This is a genomic window from Leuconostoc mesenteroides subsp. mesenteroides ATCC 8293 (genome assembly GCF_000014445.1).
Lineage (GTDB): Bacteria > Bacillota > Bacilli > Lactobacillales > Lactobacillaceae > Leuconostoc > Leuconostoc mesenteroides.
The window spans coordinates 1,746,005-1,762,861 of the sequence record NC_008531.1; the positions used below are offsets into that span (position 1 = coordinate 1,746,005).

Consider the following 16,857-nt stretch of genomic DNA (forward strand, 5'->3'; position numbering starts at 1 on the left):
AAGGTTTTACCAAAAGATAGTGATGTTTTCACAATGATGTCAGGATTGTAACAATTCAAAATCCAATCCCGGATCCGTGTTTAAATCTAAATCAGCAAAAATATTTTTCTTGTAATTCCAATAACCCGCAGCACCAATCATTGCTGCATTATCCCCTGTATACTGCATCGGAACAGGGATAAATTCTGTCTTTGGAAAATCGTTTAATAGCATAGTCAATTCTTCACGTAATTGAGAATTTGCGGCGACACCACCAGCTAATACAAAACTTTTAACAGGAAAATTTTCTAATGCTCGTTTTGTTCGACCAATTAATGCATCAACAACAGCATTTTGAAAGCTAGTCGCCAAATCATTCTGATTGATTGTTTCCTCTTTTTGATTGGCGTGATGCACATAATTAATTACCGCACTCTTCAAACCAGAAAAACTAAAATCATAGTTATCTTCATGTGCCATGGCAGTTGGAAATTTAATGGTTGGTTGGCCTCTATGAGCCATCTCATCAATTGTCTTCCCAGCAGGATACGGCAAATTTAATAGCCGCCCAACTTTATCAAAGCTTTCTCCAGCTGCATCATCACGTGTTTCGCCAATGACTTCAAATTGGTTTTCTTCACGCATCAATACAAGTTCAGTATGTCCACCAGAAACCATTAATGCCATCGCTGGATATTTAATTGGCTTGTTAAAATTTGCCGCCGCAATATGACCTGCTAAGTGATTAACTGGAATAACTGGTAAACCATGCGCCAGAGCAAATGTTTTCGCCCCCATTAAACCAACTAATAAAGAGCCGACTAGTCCCGGCCCATATGTCACAGCAACCGCATCAAGCGCTTTGGGTTCTACATGAGCCGTGTTTAAAGCATCATTTAGTACCCGAGTAATCCATTCAATATGATGTCTACTGGCCACTTCAGGAACAATACCACCAAAGCGTTGATGTGAATTAATTTGGGTAGCCACACTGTTGCTTAGCACAATGTGACCGTCTTCAACAATGGCGACACTTGTTTCATCCGCACTTGATTCAAAGGAAATTATTTTAGTCAATTTTTTTCTCCATCATAATTGCATCATCACCATTTCTATAATATTTTTCACGACGATAATACTCTGTAAATCCCAGCTTTCTATATAATGCTTGGGCGCCACCATTTTGTGCAGATACTTCAAGCAAAAATCGAGTGACTTGCTTCATATTAAAAATATGTTTAAAAATGTTCTGTGCCACACCTTGTTTTTGATAATCAGGATGTACTGCAACACTAACAATTTCAGCTTCATCAAGTATTGTCGTGACACCAACAAAGCCACCATCCCCGATAAAATAAGCTGTCCTGGGACTAGCTAAATCATGTTCAAAAACGCTTTTGGGCCAAGGGGATGATCCAAAAGCAGCATCGGCTATATGCCATATCAAGTCAATATCTTCAGTTGTTGCTCGTCGAATCATCAAAGTGTAATGCCATCGATACCGCATCTTCGCGATTATCGAGGTAATATCCTTTCTTAATACCTGTTTGCTTATAGCCCAGTCGTTCGTACAATGCCAGTGCGCCCAGGTTGGACACTCTGGCCTCCAGAGTCATTGATGACATACCTGTTTTTTTAGTAAACAATTTTAACTCTTGCATGAGTATCGTGCCCAAGCCGCTATTTTGCCATACCGGTAGGACAGCTATATTAGTAATGTGCATGTCATGAATGTCAGTGCGCAAAGCAGCACCAGCAAAACCAACAATTTGACCACGCCGTTCAATGACTAAATACAGTCGGACATGCGGACGTGACAGTTCACTCACAAAATCACGTAAAAGCCATGGTGCTGAACCATTATAAACTGCTTCTTCAATTTTTATTAGCATATCGATGTCTGACATCGTAGCTCGCCTTAATAAAAATGTTGTCCCTTGGACATCAACGACTTTTTCGGTATATTTTGGCAAACTATTTAATAAATGCTTTGATTTTCTAAATTTCAAAAACATAGTTTTCTGGTTTATCCTCACCAGGATGAGCAGCAATCCAGTTCAGCTCTGCTTGCGTTTTGCGTAGATAATTTGGATTAAAATCCTGAATATTCTCTGTAGGTGTTTCTTGCAATCCAAGTGTTACAATACCCACCCCATCCGGTAAACTCTCTTCTGGTGACAAAATTTTTGCGCGCTCACCAAAAAGCGTTTGCATTTCATCGCTAAATTCTGAGGTGTCACCCAGAAAAGTAATTGGTTCGTCCTTTGCTTCCAAAAAAGCAAATAAATTTGTAATTGGCTGATGAGATTCAGTAAATATACTCACACCATTTTGATATACACCAGCAAAAACGTTTCTATTGCGGGCGTTAAATAATGGTACCACTAGCCCGTCAGCTTTAACTTGTTCCGCTAAAATTGCTAAGCTAGATACACCACATAATTCAGCACCCAAGGTATCGGCTAAAACTTTTGCCACTGTGACACCAATTCTTAATCCCGTAAACGATCCTGGCCCTTGAGCCACAACAACACGATCAATATCTTGTAGTGTCCAATTTTCAGCAGCCACAATATCTCGAATGGCTGGTAGCAACTGAATGGAATGGTTACGTGCTACATTGGTAGTGAAAACGTTTTTTACGCTATTATGTTCTGCCAAACTCACTGTTAGTGGTTGGTTACTTGTATCAAATGCTAAAATCTTCATAAGTTTAATTTTATCACAAATAATAAAACTTGAATGAGAATTGTTATATTTATTAGTAATCATAAAAACCGTTATAGAGCACAAAAAAAAACGCCAATGGCGCTTTTTCTAAATATTACTTTGTTGCTTCCTTAACTAACTCAATCACTTCGTCATTCGTTTCAACGTCCAATGCTTTTTCAGCCAACACTTTCATGTCAGCTGTATTGAGCTTTTTCATCAAGGAACGAGTTTGCAAAACAGATGGTGCACTCATTGAAAACTCATCTAATCCCATACCCACTAATAGTGGTACTGCCACAGGATCACCAGCCATCTCACCACACATTGCGACAAACTTGCCCTCTTTGTGTGCAGCTGAAATCACAGTATTAATTAATCGTAAGATAGACGGATTATATGGTTGATACAAATACGCCACACGATCATTTCCACGATCCGCAGCCATTGTATAGGCAATCAAATCATTCGTACCAATGGAGAAGAAATCAACTTCTTTGGCAAATTTATCGGCTAAAATTGCTGCAGCTGGAATTTCTATCATAATGCCCAACTTAACTTCACCCGTAGCCACACCCGCTTTTTCAAGCTTTTCACGTTCTTCAAGGTAAATTTTCTTAGCAGCACGGAATTCGCTTAATGTTGCAATCATTGGGAACATAATCCATAAGTTGCCAAACGCAGATGCCCGTATCAATGCACGTAATTGCGTGCGAAAAATATCAGTCTGATCCAATGAAATACGAATGGCACGATAACCTAAGAACGGATTCTCTTCTTCAGGTAATTTCCAATAATCAAGATGCTTATCGCCACCAATGTCCATCGTACGAACTGTAACGGGCTTGTCACCCATTTGTTCGACAACAGATTTGTAAGCCTCAAACTGTTCATCTTCGGTTGGTAAATGATCAGATTCCATATACAAGAATTCTGTTCGATACAAACCAACGCCTTCAGAACCATTGTCTAAAACAGCTTGCATATCTTTTGGTGCGCCAATGTTAGCACCAACGATAAATTCTTTACCATCAGCAGACACTGATTTCTCATCTTTTAACTTAGCCCATTCCGCACGTTGTGCGAAATAATCGGCTGCCTTTTTTTGATAAGTAGCAAGTGTATCGGCATCAGGATTAACAATTACATCACCTGTCAAGCCATCAACAATGACCAAATCACCACTAGAAACTTCAACTGTTGCTTTTTCAGAACCAACCACCGCTGGAATTTCCAACGTACGTGCCATAATTGATGCATGAGCTGTTCGACCACCAAGGTCAGTTAGAATACCTTTTACGAACTGACGATCTAGTTGCGCTGTATCAGAAGGAGTTAAATCCTTTGATACAAGAACTACTTCTTCATCAATTAGTGCTGGATTAGGCAAAGAAATGTTCAATAAATGTGACAAAATGCGCTTCGTTACGTCGCGAATATCTGCTGCACGTTCTTGCATATATTCATTATCCGTCATCGCATCAAACATACTGATGTACATATCTGTGACTTCTTTGACAGCTTGTTCAGCGTTAACTTTGTCATCTTCTATTTTTTGTTTAATTGCACCAGACATTTCTGGATCAGCCAAAACCATTAGGTGTGCTTCGAATACTTCAGCCTCTGCAGCACCTAAACTTTCGGTTGCCTTTGCCTTTATCAATTTAACATCATCACTAGAAGCCTTCAAAGCATCGTCGACACGTGCTTGTTCAGCCGCCACATTTGTTACTGTTGTCTTCTCAAAAGACAAATCTGGATCAACTAACAAGTAGGCTTTAGCAATTGCTACGCCGTTACTTGCCGCGATTCCTTTGAAGTTTTTCGTCATTTTATTCTGCTAGTCCTTCTGTAGCCATTGCTTCAGCAATTGTTGTCATTGCTGCTTCTTCATCAGCACCCTCAGTCTTAATAGTAACATCGGCTCCTTGACCAACACCCAATGACATTACACCCATGATTGACTTCAAGTTAACATCCTTACCTTGATATGACAAAGTAACATCTGAAGCAAACTTTGAAGCTGCTTGTACTAACAAAGTTGCTGGACGTGCGTGAATACCTGTTTCTGCGATGATATGAAAGTCTTTTGATTGTGCCATGTTTAAAATTCTCCTTTGTGCTGTTAATCAGCTTCTGAATATAGTTTATCAAAGCGCTTACAAAATATCAAGTAGAATATTGCACAAATCATTGTTATATCAAGCACTAAAGCTAGAAATGCCTATTTACCGGCTTTTTCAATGAAAACGTTTACATTGATTTTGCGTCCTCTTTTCTGAAAAATAGATTGTTCATACTTGAAACAACTTATATCCACAATAAAAAAGCGTTAAACATCATCAGTTCAACGCTTTTTTCTCACTTAAAATTTTCATACAGGCCATTAACAAAGTCTAGCCAGTACTGTGGATTTAGAGGTTCTCCCGTAGCATCTTCCAATACTTTATTAGGGTCTACAGCTCCACCATATTGCCAAACATGCTCCTTACGCCATTCAAAAATTGGTGAATAATCTCCCGATTCAAAGATAGCTTTAAAATCTAACGTCTTTGTCATGGTTGCTCTAAATTGAGCTGCATATAAATGACCGAGTGCATAACTTGGAAAGTACCCAAATGATCCGCCCGCCCAGTGAATGTCCTGTAAAATACCAGTCAAATCATCTGGCACTTCTAAACCAAGATATTCTTTATATTTCTTATTCCAGAGTGCTGGCAAATCACTTATATCAACGTTATCGTTAAAAATTGCTTTTTCAATTTCATAACGAATAATGATGTGCAGTGGATAAGTTAGCGGGTCCGCTTCAGTACGAATCAGTGTGGCTTCAGTTTTTAACCACGCTTGATAAAATTGATCAAAATTAATATCATCAAATGTTGGTGCCACAATTGCTTGTAACTTTGGATATTCAACTGCCCAAAATTCTTTTGATCTTCCAACCATAACTTCATTAAACAACGATTGTGATTCATGAATACTCATGCTGATTGGCAAAACTGAACGTACATCATCATACTTAGAATCAACATTTTGTTCAAAGAGTCCATGGCCTGCCTCGTGGAGAATGCCTAGAACTGCCATTTGAAAATTATTTTCGTCCCAGCGTGTGGTGATACGAGCATCATCACGATTCAGAGCTTCCATAAATGGATGGATCGTATCGTCTAGCCGGCCCTTATTTAGTTTGTAACCCAATCTTTGTGCAGCCGCCATAGCATACTTACTTTGTTGTACCTTAGTGACCTTACGACTTAAAAATTCATCGTTAGGTATCGAATCATTGGCTGACAATTTGTGACGCAATGTTGTGATACCATTCTTAACTTGGTCGAATACTGCATCCAATTTTTCGACAGTTAATCCTGGTTCATATTGATTTAATAAAACATCGTATGGTGTTTTTTCATTTTTTTGCCATAGCGGAATGAATTGCTTCAAATAGCTAATAATTCGTTCCAAATATGGCTGATAAACTTTATAATCATTAGCCTCACGCGCTCTTGCCCAAAAATCTTGTGCTTCCGAAAGTGTTTTCTGAAAAGCAATAAAATCTTGTTCAGGAATATTGCCTGTCATATCAAAATCTTTACGTGCCTTTTGAAGCACAAGATGACCTAGACTATCTAATGATGAATCGTCAGCTTCCAAATCTTCTAATATCTTTTTTCGAGCACTTCCAGTTGAAACTTGAAATAACTTTTCAGCTAAATATGCGTCCATCTCTGCACGAAAATGTCCCGCATCCTTTGGCATCCCCGTCAAAGCATCCCAACCTGAAAGTGCAGCTATTTGTGTCAAAATAGTCTGCTCTTTAACTGAATCAAATAAATCATGTTGTGTCGTCATACATAGCTCCTATTAGAATATTTTTAGTTAATAATCATTTTATCATTTCATTTGAAGAAATGTGTCATCATTGATCATTATTTAGAAAACTGTCTTAATTAAAAATAAAAAAGAAACTAGACCTATTAGCAGATTTAGTTCCTTTTATTTTTAGTTTTGAAATTCCTGATTTCCCGCTGCTTTACCTAAACGATTATTAAAGGCTTTACCAATACCAATCGGCGGCATCTTTTGAACGTAAATCGTGGTTATCTGACTATCATCATCGTAAAAACGTAACCCAGCAAATAACTGTTCAGTAGCCGTTTCTAAGGTGTTTCCTAATGACCACGCCTGATGATTCGTTAATGCCATTTTTTCAATCATATCATCTTTGGCCATTACAACATCATTTGGTGCAAGTACTTGCTTTAATTCTAAGGCATCTAATCCGTCAAACATTACGACATTTTTGTCTGGGGCATAGTGGCGATATTTCATGCCCGGTGCCTTAGGTGTTACATTACTCGCAACAGATTCTGTACTAGTTGCATCAATGACCTTCATTTGTAAGACTTCTTCAAGTTGTGGTTGGGTCACTGCGCCTGGTCGTAAAATAATCGGTGTCGATATTGACATATCGACAACCGTTGACTCAACACCTACTTGTGTTGGTCCATCATCAACAATTCCGGCAATTTTATTTTGCATATCATGCCACACATGCTGTGCTGTTGTTGGGGATGGCTTTCCTGATGTATTTGCACTCGGTCCCACAATTGGTACACCAGCAGCACGAATTAACGTACGTGCCGCGTCGTTAGCAGGTAAGCGAAAAGCAACCGTCTGTAATCCACCGGTCACCAACATGGACACCTTTCCTGGTTTGATAGGTAGGATAATAGTTAACGAACCCGGCCAAAAATGGTCCATCAATCCCCTAGCTTGGTCAGAAATAGTTACAAATTCATCCAATTGTGCAGCGTCTGCTACGGTCATAATCAAAGGATTGTCAGCAGGTCGTCCCTTAGCGACAAATACCTTTTTAATTGCTGATTCATTCGTTGCATCGGCTCCCAGTCCGTAAACTGTTTCTGTTGGAAAAGCAACTACTTCGCCGTTTTGGATAAGTCGGCTAGCTTCTTCAATATCATTTTTTGTGGTTTCAAAAATTTTTGTTTTCATTTTTCTACTCGAATCATGCGATCAAGACCTGAAAAATCTTGTCGCAAAGTTATCTTAGCTTTAGGCAATGCCGCTTGTAATAATTGCTGTACTGCCTTTCCTTGCTTATAACCAATTTCAAAATACGCACGGCCATGTTCAGTTAAATGTGCATCTAATCCACGCGCAATTTTTTTGTAAATTGCTAACCCATCGTTTTCAGCAAATAAGGCTGTATGCGGTTCGAATGTTAACACACTGTCATCCATCTCATTCTCATCACTATTAGAAATATATGGTGGATTACTAACAATAAGATCAAATTTCAATCCGCTTAATGCGCTAAAAACATCGCTTTCAACGAAATGTAGATGTGATAAATTAAAACGTTGCGCATTCATCTCAGCTACCGTCAAAGCATCTTGAGAAATATCTGCCGCAAACCCTTTTACTCGGTCGTTCTCAAGCATTAATGTTTCGATAATAGCCCCACTACCAGTACCAATATCTAACACAGAAACCGGATGTTTAGTATTACCAGCATCTTTCAAAATCCATTCAACCAGTTGCTCGGTTTCTGGCCGTGGAATCAACACACGTTCATCTACCATAAATTCACGTCCATAAAATGGTGCATGACCTAAAATATATTGTGGCGGCTTATTTTTAACTAATTCTGATACCCAACTAGGCCAAAGTGCGGCTAAAGCTGCCGGCATTTGTCGTGACATATTTGCTCGCAGCATACCATAATTAACATTCAGTGCCCCACTGAGAAGAAAATCAATATTATCCTTAGCATCGTCTGCTGGCATACCAACACTGGTTAGCTCTGAGATGGCCCATTTTTTAGCCTCAAGCAATGAAATTTTCACTGTGGCTGGATTAACTGGCTTTTTGATGTCGTTCCATTCAAACCATTTTGGTGTATTTAATTTGCTCGAAAGTACTTTTGGATCTGATTTGGATTTTTTAAACTGATCTGGCGTTTCAAAATGTTTCCCAGTCATTTGTTTAGTTCCGCCAACTTTGCTGTTTGATCAGCAATAACCAATGCATCAATAACTTCGCCAAGTTCACCGTTCATAATACGATCCAACTTATTAAGTGTTAGACCAATACGGTGATCTGTTACACGATTTTGCGGATAGTTGTAGGTTCTGATTCGTTCCGAACGATCACCAGTTCCAACCGCTGATTTCCGCTGTGCTGCATATTCAGATTCATTTTGTTGTGCATAAAAATCATAAACACGACTGGCTAACAGCTTACGTGCTTTATCACGGTTTTTAATTTGCGTTCGCTCTTCTTGCATCTTAACCATAATACCAGTTGGCTTGTGAATTAAACGAACCGCTGTTGACACCTTATTGACGTTTTGTCCGCCAGCACCACCTGAACGGAAAAATTCCTCTTCCAAATCTGATTCATTTAGTTCAAAATCAATTTCTTCAAACTCTGGCATGACACCCACTGTAGCTGTTGATGTATGGACACGCCCTTGCGTTTCGGTAGCCGGAACGCGTTGCACACGATGAGCACCAGACTCGAATTTGAGTTTAGAATAAACATTGTCCCCAGTAATCATGACAGCTACTTCTTTGTAGCCCCCTACCTCGGTAGTGCTTTCATCAATAATGCTCATTGACCAATTTTGACGTTCAGCATAACGTCGATACATATCCAACAAGTCCGCAGCAAACAGTGATGACTCATCTCCACCAGCTGCCCCACGTATTTCCATAATAATGTTTTTATCATCATTTGGATCCTTAGGTAGCATCAATATTTTTAACTGTTCTTCCAGTTGTTCTTTTTCAGGTTTTAAGGCACTGAGGTCTTCCTTAGCCAAAGGCGCCATTTCAGCATCGCCCAGCAGTTCCTCTGCATCCTGAATATCTTGAATAACTTGTTTATAGCGTGTGTAAACTTCAACAGTTTGACGTATTTCGCCCGCTTCCTTTGAAAGCTTCATGTAATGTTGACCATTATTCATGACTTCCGGATCAGCCAGTTGTTCATTGAGCTCATCATAGTGATCTATAACGGTTTGTAGTGATTGAAATATAGGATCCATTTTACTCTCCAATAATTGTTTTTAGTGGTATTCAGCCCAAAACATCTTGTTTCTTATGTACAAGACCAAAGGTCTTTTGATGAATTGAATTATTTAACCGGAAACATCTCAGTTATTTTATCTAAATCAGGCTTAAACCAATGATGACGACATGTAGGAATATAGGCTTCATCCCCGCCAATAAAAACTTGCGCACCTTCCCGTTGTGGCTTCCCATCAACAATACGCAATTGCGTTGTCGCTTTTTTACCGCAAAATGAGCAAATGGTTTTCATTTCCTCTAACTTGTCAGCCAGCTCTATTAAACGTTTTGATCCTTCGAATAAATGGTTGAAGGCATCTTGCTTCAACCCAAAAGTCATTACCGGAATGTTCAAGTGGTCAACCACATAAGCTAGCTGATCAACTTGTTTAGCAGCGAGAAACTGTGCTTCATCAATCAAAACTACTGCTAAATGATCATCTTTCATGCCCTTGATCAAATGGTATAGATCATCTTCTGGTTGGACTGCCACAGCCTCTCTAGAAAGACCGATGCGACTAGCAACGACGCCAACACCAGCTCTTGTATCCATAATTGGTGTCATCAGCAACACCTTGCGCCCTTGTGATTCATAATTATGCGCAACCTTAAGAATTTCAATAGACTTTCCGGAACTCATTGCGCCATATTCAAAGAATAATTGTGCCATATTTTTACTGTGCTTACGAGCAATCGAAAACACGATTCTCCTTTTGATTAACTTAAAAAAGTCCGTGTATATCATAAAAATGATAATATTTATAATCAACATTATTTGTCTAAACGAAAATGTAGACAATACTAATAATATTATAGCAATATTTACGACAACAAAAAAGCCACGATTATGTGACTTGAGCAGACAAATCTACTATTGATAAAAATCATTCGCTTGTTTCACGACGAACCGTCCCTGGCTTCAACAAATCGGCCCATGTCAGTGTTTTAGACGTTTTATAATTGACCAACTCATTTAAACGGCTAATGGCCACACCATTAGTGGGCGATGAATCATGCAGAATAAAACCATTACCAAGATCAATTGCAGCATGGAGACGGTCTTCAGTATAGGTATTTGGCGTCACCAGCACATCACCACGCTGCATATTAGACCATTCAACTTCTGTACCAGTTTGTGCTAATAAAGTTGTTGACGCTGCTGATTGCACAACTAACGGCAAACCAGCCTTTCGATAAAACCAAGCAATGAAGGAAGAACAATCAAATTCGTTTTTAGCTACAGAACTATCAGTACGACCGCCACCATAAGAATAGGGGCTTTTGCCAACTAAAGTCATACCACCTGAAATAACTTTTTCAATGGTTTCATTGTCACTTTTAACAGACGCGGCAATTTTTTTGTATGCTGTGACAGAATTATTCACGCCATTTTTATCAAAATAATAATAATAGCCATCAATTTTTTTCAAACCATACACCATTTCACCAGTTTGAGGTGAGAAATAGTATTCTTTTTTACCGATGGTTTGTAGTCCAGTCAACTTCTTTTTAGTTGTATCTGAAATCAAAAATGTTTTCCCTAAGGTAGTCGTCTTTAAAGTAACTTTTTCACCACTAATTGTTGTGAATTTTTGTGATGTGCTCTTCAATGGCGTTGCTTTCAACACTTTTTGTGGTAATGCTTTTATGTTATCCGGTAGGTTGATAACGTTTGTTCTGACCGCATACGTTCCGGCTAAACCAATAATGACAATAGGTACTGCCACAATCCACCAATGCTTACGCCGTGCATGCTTTTTTGATTTTGATCTTGATACTTTCTTTCTTGATTTCATTTATCTTAGTTTCCTTCATAAATAAGCAGCTTAAACTTCGCCTTCAGTTTAACAAACGGATCTTATAATAAGATTAAATAATTTTTGAATCCTAGAAAGTTACTGATTACTTATGAACCAAACTTGACAATTCACTAGGTTTTAATTGTGCCAATAACTTTTTTGCAGCACGCCCACGATGTGAATAAGATACGCGAACGTCGATTGGCATTTCCGCAAAAGTCTGACCATTTTCAGCTTCAAACAAGGTATCAAATCCTACCGAAAACTGACCTCGTTCTGCCAAAGCTAACTTAGTTCCGCCTCGTCCGATTGCGCGCTTCACTTGATCATCCGGTGTTAATAAGACAAATAAAGCCTCTAAATAAGCACTTCGATCCATCTCTGATGCATACAACCCTAATAAATATTCATCTTCTTCCTGGATAGATTTAAGTCCCAAACTTTTAAATTCGCGAGCAATAGTTAATCCAAATCTGGCTGGGAAAGCAGCAAAATACGCACCTGTATCATCAGCTAAAATCCATTCTTTTGGCAAAAATTGCTTAATAAAACGTGCCTTGGCTAAAGCATTTTCATATTGATCATCAGTAGTTTCTTCTGGAAAAGTTTTTTCACTCATTATCGAGCGATAATTGACCACTTGGACGCCAAACTCAGCAAATACTTGTTGAATCTCCCGTGTTTTAGCTGAATTGTTAGATGCGATTACTATTTTTTTCATTATGACACCTTTCCAAAATAAATCCACGCTACTATATTATTGTAGTCAGCAGATTATGGCTGATTTTCCGTCTGTTATCTCGTTTTCATTTTACCATGACTAGGGAAGAACGTTTTAGTTAGGCTGGTACCCTACTGTAAAACATCCTTCAAAATTAAACTTTACAAGTATCTATGCAAACATTGTATGAAATTCCCCACCGCGCACTTGTTCATGGTAAAATTAGAATCATGAAAGTGGGGATATTATGACAGTTAAAAGTTCAATTGCACGCGTCACAGCAAAAACTTCGTACTGGTTTTTACGAAATATTTTACATCGTGGTGGAACCAGTTTACCCGGTAAACTAGCTGTTTCGATTGATCCTGACATTTTAAAAACAATTCAACAAGATTTTGATTTGATCATTGTCACTGGAACCAACGGAAAAACACTCACGACCGCCTTGATTACTCGTGTCTTACAAGCTGGTGGCTATCAAGTCATCACCAACCCTTCTGGGTCAAACATGATTCAAGGTATTACCGGAACTTTAGTGACAACCAAAGTAAAAAAATCACCTAACGGTAAAAAGCCACTAGCCGTACTCGAAGTTGATGAAGCTAATGTTGAAAAAATCACGGCAGCAATCCAACCAAAAATGTTTGTACTAACCAATATTTTCCGTGATCAGATGGATCGCTATGGTGAAATTTACACAACTTACGAAAAAATTGTTACTGGAATTAAGAATGCACCTGAAGCGCTTGTCCTAGCCAATGGCGATTCACCTATATTTACTCGCGGTAATTTCACCAACACGCGTCGTTATTTTGGTTTTGATCACGTTGTGCCAGCAGATTATAATCCTGATGTTGCACCAATTAACACTGATGGTATTTTGTCACCAACCGATAATTCTGTACTCCACTATGATTTTATTACTTATGCTAATTTGGGAAAATATTTTAGTACAACAGACAAGTTTTCGCGCCCCAAGTTAAATTATCGCATCACTGGTGTGGATCATTTAACACCACGATACTCAACTTTTAGCATTGACAACACACCATTGCGCATTGAAATTGGTGGCTTATATAATATCTACAACGCCCTAGCAGCTTTCTCAGTCGGACGAGAATTTGGTGTGACTCCTGAACAAATCAAAAAGGCATTTGAATCAAATGCTCAAATTTTTGGGCGTCAAGAAGCCATTGATGTTGACGGTAAAGATGTGATCATCGTTTTGATTAAGAACCCCGTCGGTACTAATTCAGTAATCGACATGATGCTCACCGAAAAAGATGAATTCTCTCTTTTGGCGCTGTTAAATGCAAATTACGCAGATGGCATTGATACTAGTTGGATTTGGGATGCTGAATTTGAGAAATTACATGATACAAAAATACAAGCCGTAGCCACTGGTGGCGAACGTTATAAAGATTTACGCGTGCGTTTAAAGATGGCTGGTTTTACAGACCAAGCCGTTTATGAAGATCTCTCAGAAGTCGTGACGGCTATCAAGTCACTGCCAACAAAAAAAGTTTATATTGCTGCTACTTATACGGCAATGCTGCAATTGCGCGAACAATTAAGCGCTAAGGGCTACATCAAAGGAGGTTTCTAATGGCTGATTATGATATTTCTGTGGCTCATTTATATGGCAACCTAATGAACACCTATGGTGATTATGGTAACATAATCGCCTTAACCTATTATGCTAAGCAAATTGGTGTTGCCGTTGATTACCATTTGGTATCTCTTGGGGATGAATTTAATGCTACCGCATATGATTTTGTCTTATTTGGTGGAGGACAAGATTATGAAGAGACTATTGTCGCCCATGATTTGAAATCTAAAGCGCAACCAATCCAAGATTATATTGAAAATGATGGTGCATTGTTAGCCGTCTGTGGTGGTTTTCAATTGTTAGGTAAATATATGCTCATGGCTGATGGAACAAAAGTCGATGGTATCGGTGTAATGGATCACTACACCACCAATATGCATGATGAAAAATTGACAACGCTAAAAGACGAGCGATTAACCGGTAATATTGTGATCAAAAACAACGAAACTGGTGAAAACTACCATGGATTTGAGAATCACCAAGGACGTACTTTCCTAGGTGAAAGCGAACGTTCATTAGGTACTGTTGTTTCCGGTAATGGTAATAATGGTATGGATAACACCGAAGGTGTTATTTACCGCAACGTCTACGGCTCATATTTCCATGGACCGATTTTCACACGCAACGGTAATTTAGCTAAGCGTGTCTTAACAACAGTCTTAAATAAAAAGTATCCGACTATTGATTGGCAAGCAAAGTTAAATGTGATTGAAACAGAGACATTTTAATAACCATAAAAAAGCAACAGCTGTCCGAACAGTTGTTGCTTTTTAAATATTTTTGTCCTGATTATTTAGTTTCTGATGTTCTTCGGCTTGTTGCTTCTTAACCTTAGTAACTTCTCTATGATACCAACGCATAATCATGACCAGACCCACTGTTGAAATCAACATGGCAATGACTACCCAAATAAAAAATAGAATTAATTTTGTATCTTGTGACATTATTATAACTAACACAGATTACCATACAACCTGCATTTTTCCTTTCAAATTGCTATATGTACACAACCCGATGGGTTGTATTTAATTTACTCTGACAAATGATAATAATATGTTGATACAGAAATATCCTCACGGGCTGCAAACGCTGCACGCAGGCGCAGCGAATTTTGGTTATGCAAAATATTTTGCCAAGGTTGCTTGGGGACAAACTGGGGTATCAAAACGGTTACAGAATGGTTACGCTTTTCTGCCTGCTTAACTACAGCATCCACAAAGCTCAAAGAGGGCTTAACAATCGAGCGATAAGAAGAATGGATATCAACATAACGCACATCAGGAAAATCTAATTTAAATTGGGTTGATGTTTTCAACTCTTTTTTGGGGTTAACATCAAAACTAACATGCATAGCCACTACGTAATCACCAATAGATTGCGCGTAATCAACGGCCTCCATAGTTACCTTCGTAATATTTGAAACTAAAACAATAACTGTTGCGCCGTCGTAATGGTGACGCTCAGCATTATCATTTTTAAGATATTGTAAACGTAATTGTTTACCAATACTCATATAATGATGTTTAATTTTCAAGAACATAAACAAAATCATTGGCATAATGAAAAGGTATGGCCAAACATGTTCAATTCTCGTTGCAAAAAGTGTGATAACTAAAACGGCAGAAATAAAGGCACCAATAAAATTGATAATCGCCTTAACCACCCAATTTTGTGGTTTATTACGCCACCAGTGAATAATCATACCAGATTGCGATAATGTAAACGGTACGAAGACACCAACAGCATATAGTGGAATCAAAGCATCTGTTGACCCATGAAAAATCATGATAAGCACAATTGCACCAAAGGCCAACGATAGAATACCATTAGAATATCCCAATCGATCACCCCTATCCATATAAAGATGTGGGAGATATTTATCACGAGCTAAATTTAATGCAAGCATTGGAAAGGCAGAAAAGCCGGTGTTGGCAGCAACAGCTAAAATCATTGCTGTTGCAAATTGTACAATATAAAAACCAACGTGATAACCACCAAATGTTATCGCAGCAATCTGTGATAATACGGTCGACTTACTATTTGGCGTAATACCTAACCAGTAACTCAAAAATGTGATACCACCAAAGAAAGTCGCCAAAATAACAGCCATTGTTGCTAATGTTGCGGCCGCATGCTTTTCTTTTGGTTTCTTAAAATTAGGTACAGCGTTAGAAATTGCCTCAACTCCTGTCAAAGATGATGATCCGCTTGAAAATGCATGCATGAACAAAACCAACGATAAACCACTAAAACTTGTGCCAATTTTTGCGGCTGCATGATATGGCAATTGCCCAGTCAACGCCTGGAACACACCCCAAGCAATCATACTTACCATCACTACAATGAAGAAATAAACCGGTACCATCAAAAAATTAGCGCTTTCACGTAACCCACGTAAATTCATACCAGTTAGCAATAAAACAATAATAATTGACAATGGCACCGTAAAAGGTAGCGTAGCCGGAAAAGCGGCTGTGATCGCATCGGCAGCAGCTGAGGCGGAAACAGCAACAGTCAACATATAATCAACAAGCAATGAGCCACCAGCAATTAACCCCGCTTTTGCGCCCCAATTCTCACTGGCTACTGCATAAGCGCCACCACCTGACGGATAAGCATGGATAATCTGCCGATAACTCATGACAATAGCAGCTAATAATACTAAAACAAGCAATGCAATTGGAATTTGTAACCATAATGCCACTGCACCGGCAGCCAATAAAGCAGTTGTAATTGACTCAGTACCATAGGCTACTGATGACAAAGCGTCAGATGATAAAAGTGCCAGTGCTTTGGTTTTAGATAATGATTGACCACCCTCATCAAGTGTCTTCAACGGTTTCCCAATCAATGTTCGCTTAATATTTTCAAACATATCATTTCTCTCAATACAATTATTTATTACTCAACATATTCTACGCTATTTTGTGTAGTAAAAAAAGCCGT

At 38.7% G+C, this 16,857-nt stretch carries 17 protein-coding genes; 2 read left to right on the top strand and 15 right to left on the bottom strand.

Going from position 1 to position 16,857, the window contains the following annotated elements; genetic code table 11:
- Nucleotides 1–39: 39 nt before the first annotated feature.
- The 13 genes from tsaD to LEUM_RS08715 form a co-directional block, all read right to left on the bottom strand.
- The gene (gene tsaD, locus LEUM_RS08655; RefSeq protein WP_011680373.1) at nucleotides 40–1,056 is read right to left on the bottom strand and encodes a tRNA (adenosine(37)-N6)-threonylcarbamoyltransferase complex transferase subunit TsaD; all 1,017 of its coding nucleotides are present in this window, start codon (nucleotides 1,054–1,056) and stop codon (nucleotides 40–42) included.
- Nucleotides 1,049–1,459, bottom strand: coding sequence for a ribosomal protein S18-alanine N-acetyltransferase (rimI, locus tag LEUM_RS08660; protein ID WP_011680374.1), 411 nt, complete (start codon nucleotides 1,457–1,459; stop codon nucleotides 1,049–1,051). The genes tsaD and rimI (LEUM_RS08660) overlap by 8 nt, the downstream gene beginning before the upstream one ends.
- Nucleotides 1,437–1,994 carry a ribosomal protein S18-alanine N-acetyltransferase gene (gene rimI, locus LEUM_RS08665; protein ID WP_011680375.1) on the bottom strand — a complete coding sequence of 186 codons (558 nt, stop codon included), beginning with the start codon at nucleotides 1,992–1,994 and terminating at the stop codon, nucleotides 1,437–1,439. The genes rimI (LEUM_RS08660) and rimI (LEUM_RS08665) overlap by 23 nt, the downstream gene beginning before the upstream one ends.
- Nucleotides 1,978–2,688: a tRNA (adenosine(37)-N6)-threonylcarbamoyltransferase complex dimerization subunit type 1 TsaB gene (gene tsaB / locus LEUM_RS08670; protein ID WP_011680376.1), complete on the bottom strand. Its 711-nt coding sequence runs from the start codon at nucleotides 2,686–2,688 to the stop codon at nucleotides 1,978–1,980. The genes rimI (LEUM_RS08665) and tsaB overlap by 17 nt, the downstream gene beginning before the upstream one ends.
- Nucleotides 2,689–2,803: 115 nt before the next feature.
- Nucleotides 2,804–4,519 carry a phosphoenolpyruvate--protein phosphotransferase gene (gene ptsP, locus LEUM_RS08675; protein WP_011680377.1) on the bottom strand — a complete coding sequence of 572 codons (1,716 nt, stop codon included), beginning with the start codon at nucleotides 4,517–4,519 and terminating at the stop codon, nucleotides 2,804–2,806.
- Between the two features lies 1 nt (nucleotide 4,520).
- A complete protein-coding gene (locus LEUM_RS08680; protein ID WP_002815800.1) occupies nucleotides 4,521–4,790 on the bottom strand; it encodes a phosphocarrier protein HPr in 270 nt (89 codons plus the stop codon).
- 259 nt (nucleotides 4,791–5,049) lie between these two features.
- A complete protein-coding gene (locus tag LEUM_RS08685) occupies nucleotides 5,050–6,540 on the bottom strand; it encodes a carboxypeptidase M32 (protein ID WP_011680378.1) in 1,491 nt (496 codons plus the stop codon).
- Between the two features lie 150 nt (nucleotides 6,541–6,690).
- Nucleotides 6,691–7,704: an L-threonylcarbamoyladenylate synthase gene (locus tag LEUM_RS08690; RefSeq protein ID WP_011680379.1), complete on the bottom strand. Its 1,014-nt coding sequence runs from the start codon at nucleotides 7,702–7,704 to the stop codon at nucleotides 6,691–6,693.
- Nucleotides 7,701–8,693: a peptide chain release factor N(5)-glutamine methyltransferase gene (prmC, locus tag LEUM_RS08695; protein WP_011680380.1), complete on the bottom strand. Its 993-nt coding sequence runs from the start codon at nucleotides 8,691–8,693 to the stop codon at nucleotides 7,701–7,703. The genes LEUM_RS08690 and prmC overlap by 4 nt, the downstream gene beginning before the upstream one ends.
- Nucleotides 8,690–9,760, bottom strand: a complete 1,071-nt coding sequence (gene prfA, locus LEUM_RS08700) for a peptide chain release factor 1 (RefSeq protein WP_011680381.1) — start codon at nucleotides 9,758–9,760, stop codon at nucleotides 8,690–8,692. Before prfA ends, prmC begins: the two co-directional genes overlap by 4 nt.
- 89 nt (nucleotides 9,761–9,849) lie before the next feature.
- On the bottom strand, nucleotides 9,850–10,452 hold the full coding sequence (locus LEUM_RS08705) for a thymidine kinase (protein ID WP_025268476.1): 603 nt from the start codon (nucleotides 10,450–10,452) through the stop codon (nucleotides 9,850–9,852).
- Between the two features lie 214 nt (nucleotides 10,453–10,666).
- Nucleotides 10,667–11,578, bottom strand: coding sequence for an NlpC/P60 family protein (locus LEUM_RS08710; RefSeq protein ID WP_011680383.1), 912 nt, complete (start codon nucleotides 11,576–11,578; stop codon nucleotides 10,667–10,669).
- Between the two features lie 106 nt (nucleotides 11,579–11,684).
- Nucleotides 11,685–12,302 (bottom strand): non-canonical purine NTP pyrophosphatase, encoded by a 618-nt coding sequence (locus LEUM_RS08715; protein WP_011680384.1) that lies wholly within the window; start codon nucleotides 12,300–12,302, stop codon nucleotides 11,685–11,687.
- 247 nt (nucleotides 12,303–12,549) lie between these two features.
- Here LEUM_RS08715 and LEUM_RS08720 point away from each other — a divergent pair, with 247 nt between their 5' ends.
- The gene (locus LEUM_RS08720; protein ID WP_002815811.1) at nucleotides 12,550–13,908 is read left to right on the top strand and encodes a Mur ligase family protein; all 1,359 of its coding nucleotides are present in this window, start codon (nucleotides 12,550–12,552) and stop codon (nucleotides 13,906–13,908) included.
- Nucleotides 13,908–14,639 carry a type 1 glutamine amidotransferase gene (locus LEUM_RS08725; protein WP_011680385.1) on the top strand — a complete coding sequence of 244 codons (732 nt, stop codon included), beginning with the start codon at nucleotides 13,908–13,910 and terminating at the stop codon, nucleotides 14,637–14,639. The genes LEUM_RS08720 and LEUM_RS08725 overlap by 1 nt, the downstream gene beginning before the upstream one ends.
- A gap of 42 nt (nucleotides 14,640–14,681) precedes the next feature.
- On the opposite strand, the gene LEUM_RS10755 is transcribed toward LEUM_RS08725, so the two are convergent.
- Together LEUM_RS10755 and LEUM_RS08730 are read right to left on the bottom strand one after the other, a co-directional pair.
- The gene (locus LEUM_RS10755; protein ID WP_002815813.1) at nucleotides 14,682–14,855 is read right to left on the bottom strand and encodes a hypothetical protein; all 174 of its coding nucleotides are present in this window, start codon (nucleotides 14,853–14,855) and stop codon (nucleotides 14,682–14,684) included.
- 86 nt (nucleotides 14,856–14,941) lie between these two features.
- Entirely contained in the window at nucleotides 14,942–16,786 is a 1,845-nt protein-coding gene (locus tag LEUM_RS08730) for an APC family permease (RefSeq protein WP_011680386.1), read from the bottom strand.
- Nucleotides 16,787–16,857: the final 71 nt, after the last annotated feature.

What these genes read in the sequence shown, in the direction of transcription:
- prmC (WP_011680380.1), bottom strand. Translation starts at nt 8,693, where the DNA reads ATGACTGGGAAACATTTTGAAACGCCAGATCAGTTTAAAAAATCCAAA.
- LEUM_RS10755 (WP_002815813.1), bottom strand. Translation starts at nt 14,855, where the DNA reads ATGTCACAAGATACAAAATTAATTCTATTTTTTATTTGGGTAGTCATT.
- LEUM_RS08710 (WP_011680383.1), bottom strand. Translation starts at nt 11,578, where the DNA reads ATGAAATCAAGAAAGAAAGTATCAAGATCAAAATCAAAAAAGCATGCA.
- LEUM_RS08685 (WP_011680378.1), bottom strand. Translation starts at nt 6,540, where the DNA reads ATGACGACACAACATGATTTATTTGATTCAGTTAAAGAGCAGACTATT.
- LEUM_RS08730 (WP_011680386.1), bottom strand. Translation starts at nt 16,786, where the DNA reads ATGTTTGAAAATATTAAGCGAACATTGATTGGGAAACCGTTGAAGACA.
- LEUM_RS08680 (WP_002815800.1), bottom strand. Translation starts at nt 4,790, where the DNA reads ATGGCACAATCAAAAGACTTTCATATCATCGCAGAAACAGGTATTCAC.
- LEUM_RS08725 (WP_011680385.1), top strand. Translation starts at nt 13,908, where the DNA reads ATGGCTGATTATGATATTTCTGTGGCTCATTTATATGGCAACCTAATG.
- LEUM_RS08720 (WP_002815811.1), top strand. Translation starts at nt 12,550, where the DNA reads ATGACAGTTAAAAGTTCAATTGCACGCGTCACAGCAAAAACTTCGTAC.
- prfA (WP_011680381.1), bottom strand. Translation starts at nt 9,760, where the DNA reads ATGGATCCTATATTTCAATCACTACAAACCGTTATAGATCACTATGAT.
- rimI (WP_011680374.1), bottom strand. Translation starts at nt 1,459, where the DNA reads ATGATTCGACGAGCAACAACTGAAGATATTGACTTGATATGGCATATA.
- tsaB (WP_011680376.1), bottom strand. Translation starts at nt 2,688, where the DNA reads ATGAAGATTTTAGCATTTGATACAAGTAACCAACCACTAACAGTGAGT.
- LEUM_RS08690 (WP_011680379.1), bottom strand. Translation starts at nt 7,704, where the DNA reads ATGAAAACAAAAATTTTTGAAACCACAAAAAATGATATTGAAGAAGCT.
- LEUM_RS08705 (WP_025268476.1), bottom strand. Translation starts at nt 10,452, where the DNA reads ATGGCACAATTATTCTTTGAATATGGCGCAATGAGTTCCGGAAAGTCT.
- ptsP (WP_011680377.1), bottom strand. Translation starts at nt 4,519, where the DNA reads ATGACGAAAAACTTCAAAGGAATCGCGGCAAGTAACGGCGTAGCAATT.
- rimI (WP_011680375.1), bottom strand. Translation starts at nt 1,994, where the DNA reads ATGTTTTTGAAATTTAGAAAATCAAAGCATTTATTAAATAGTTTGCCA.
- LEUM_RS08715 (WP_011680384.1), bottom strand. Translation starts at nt 12,302, where the DNA reads ATGAAAAAAATAGTAATCGCATCTAACAATTCAGCTAAAACACGGGAG.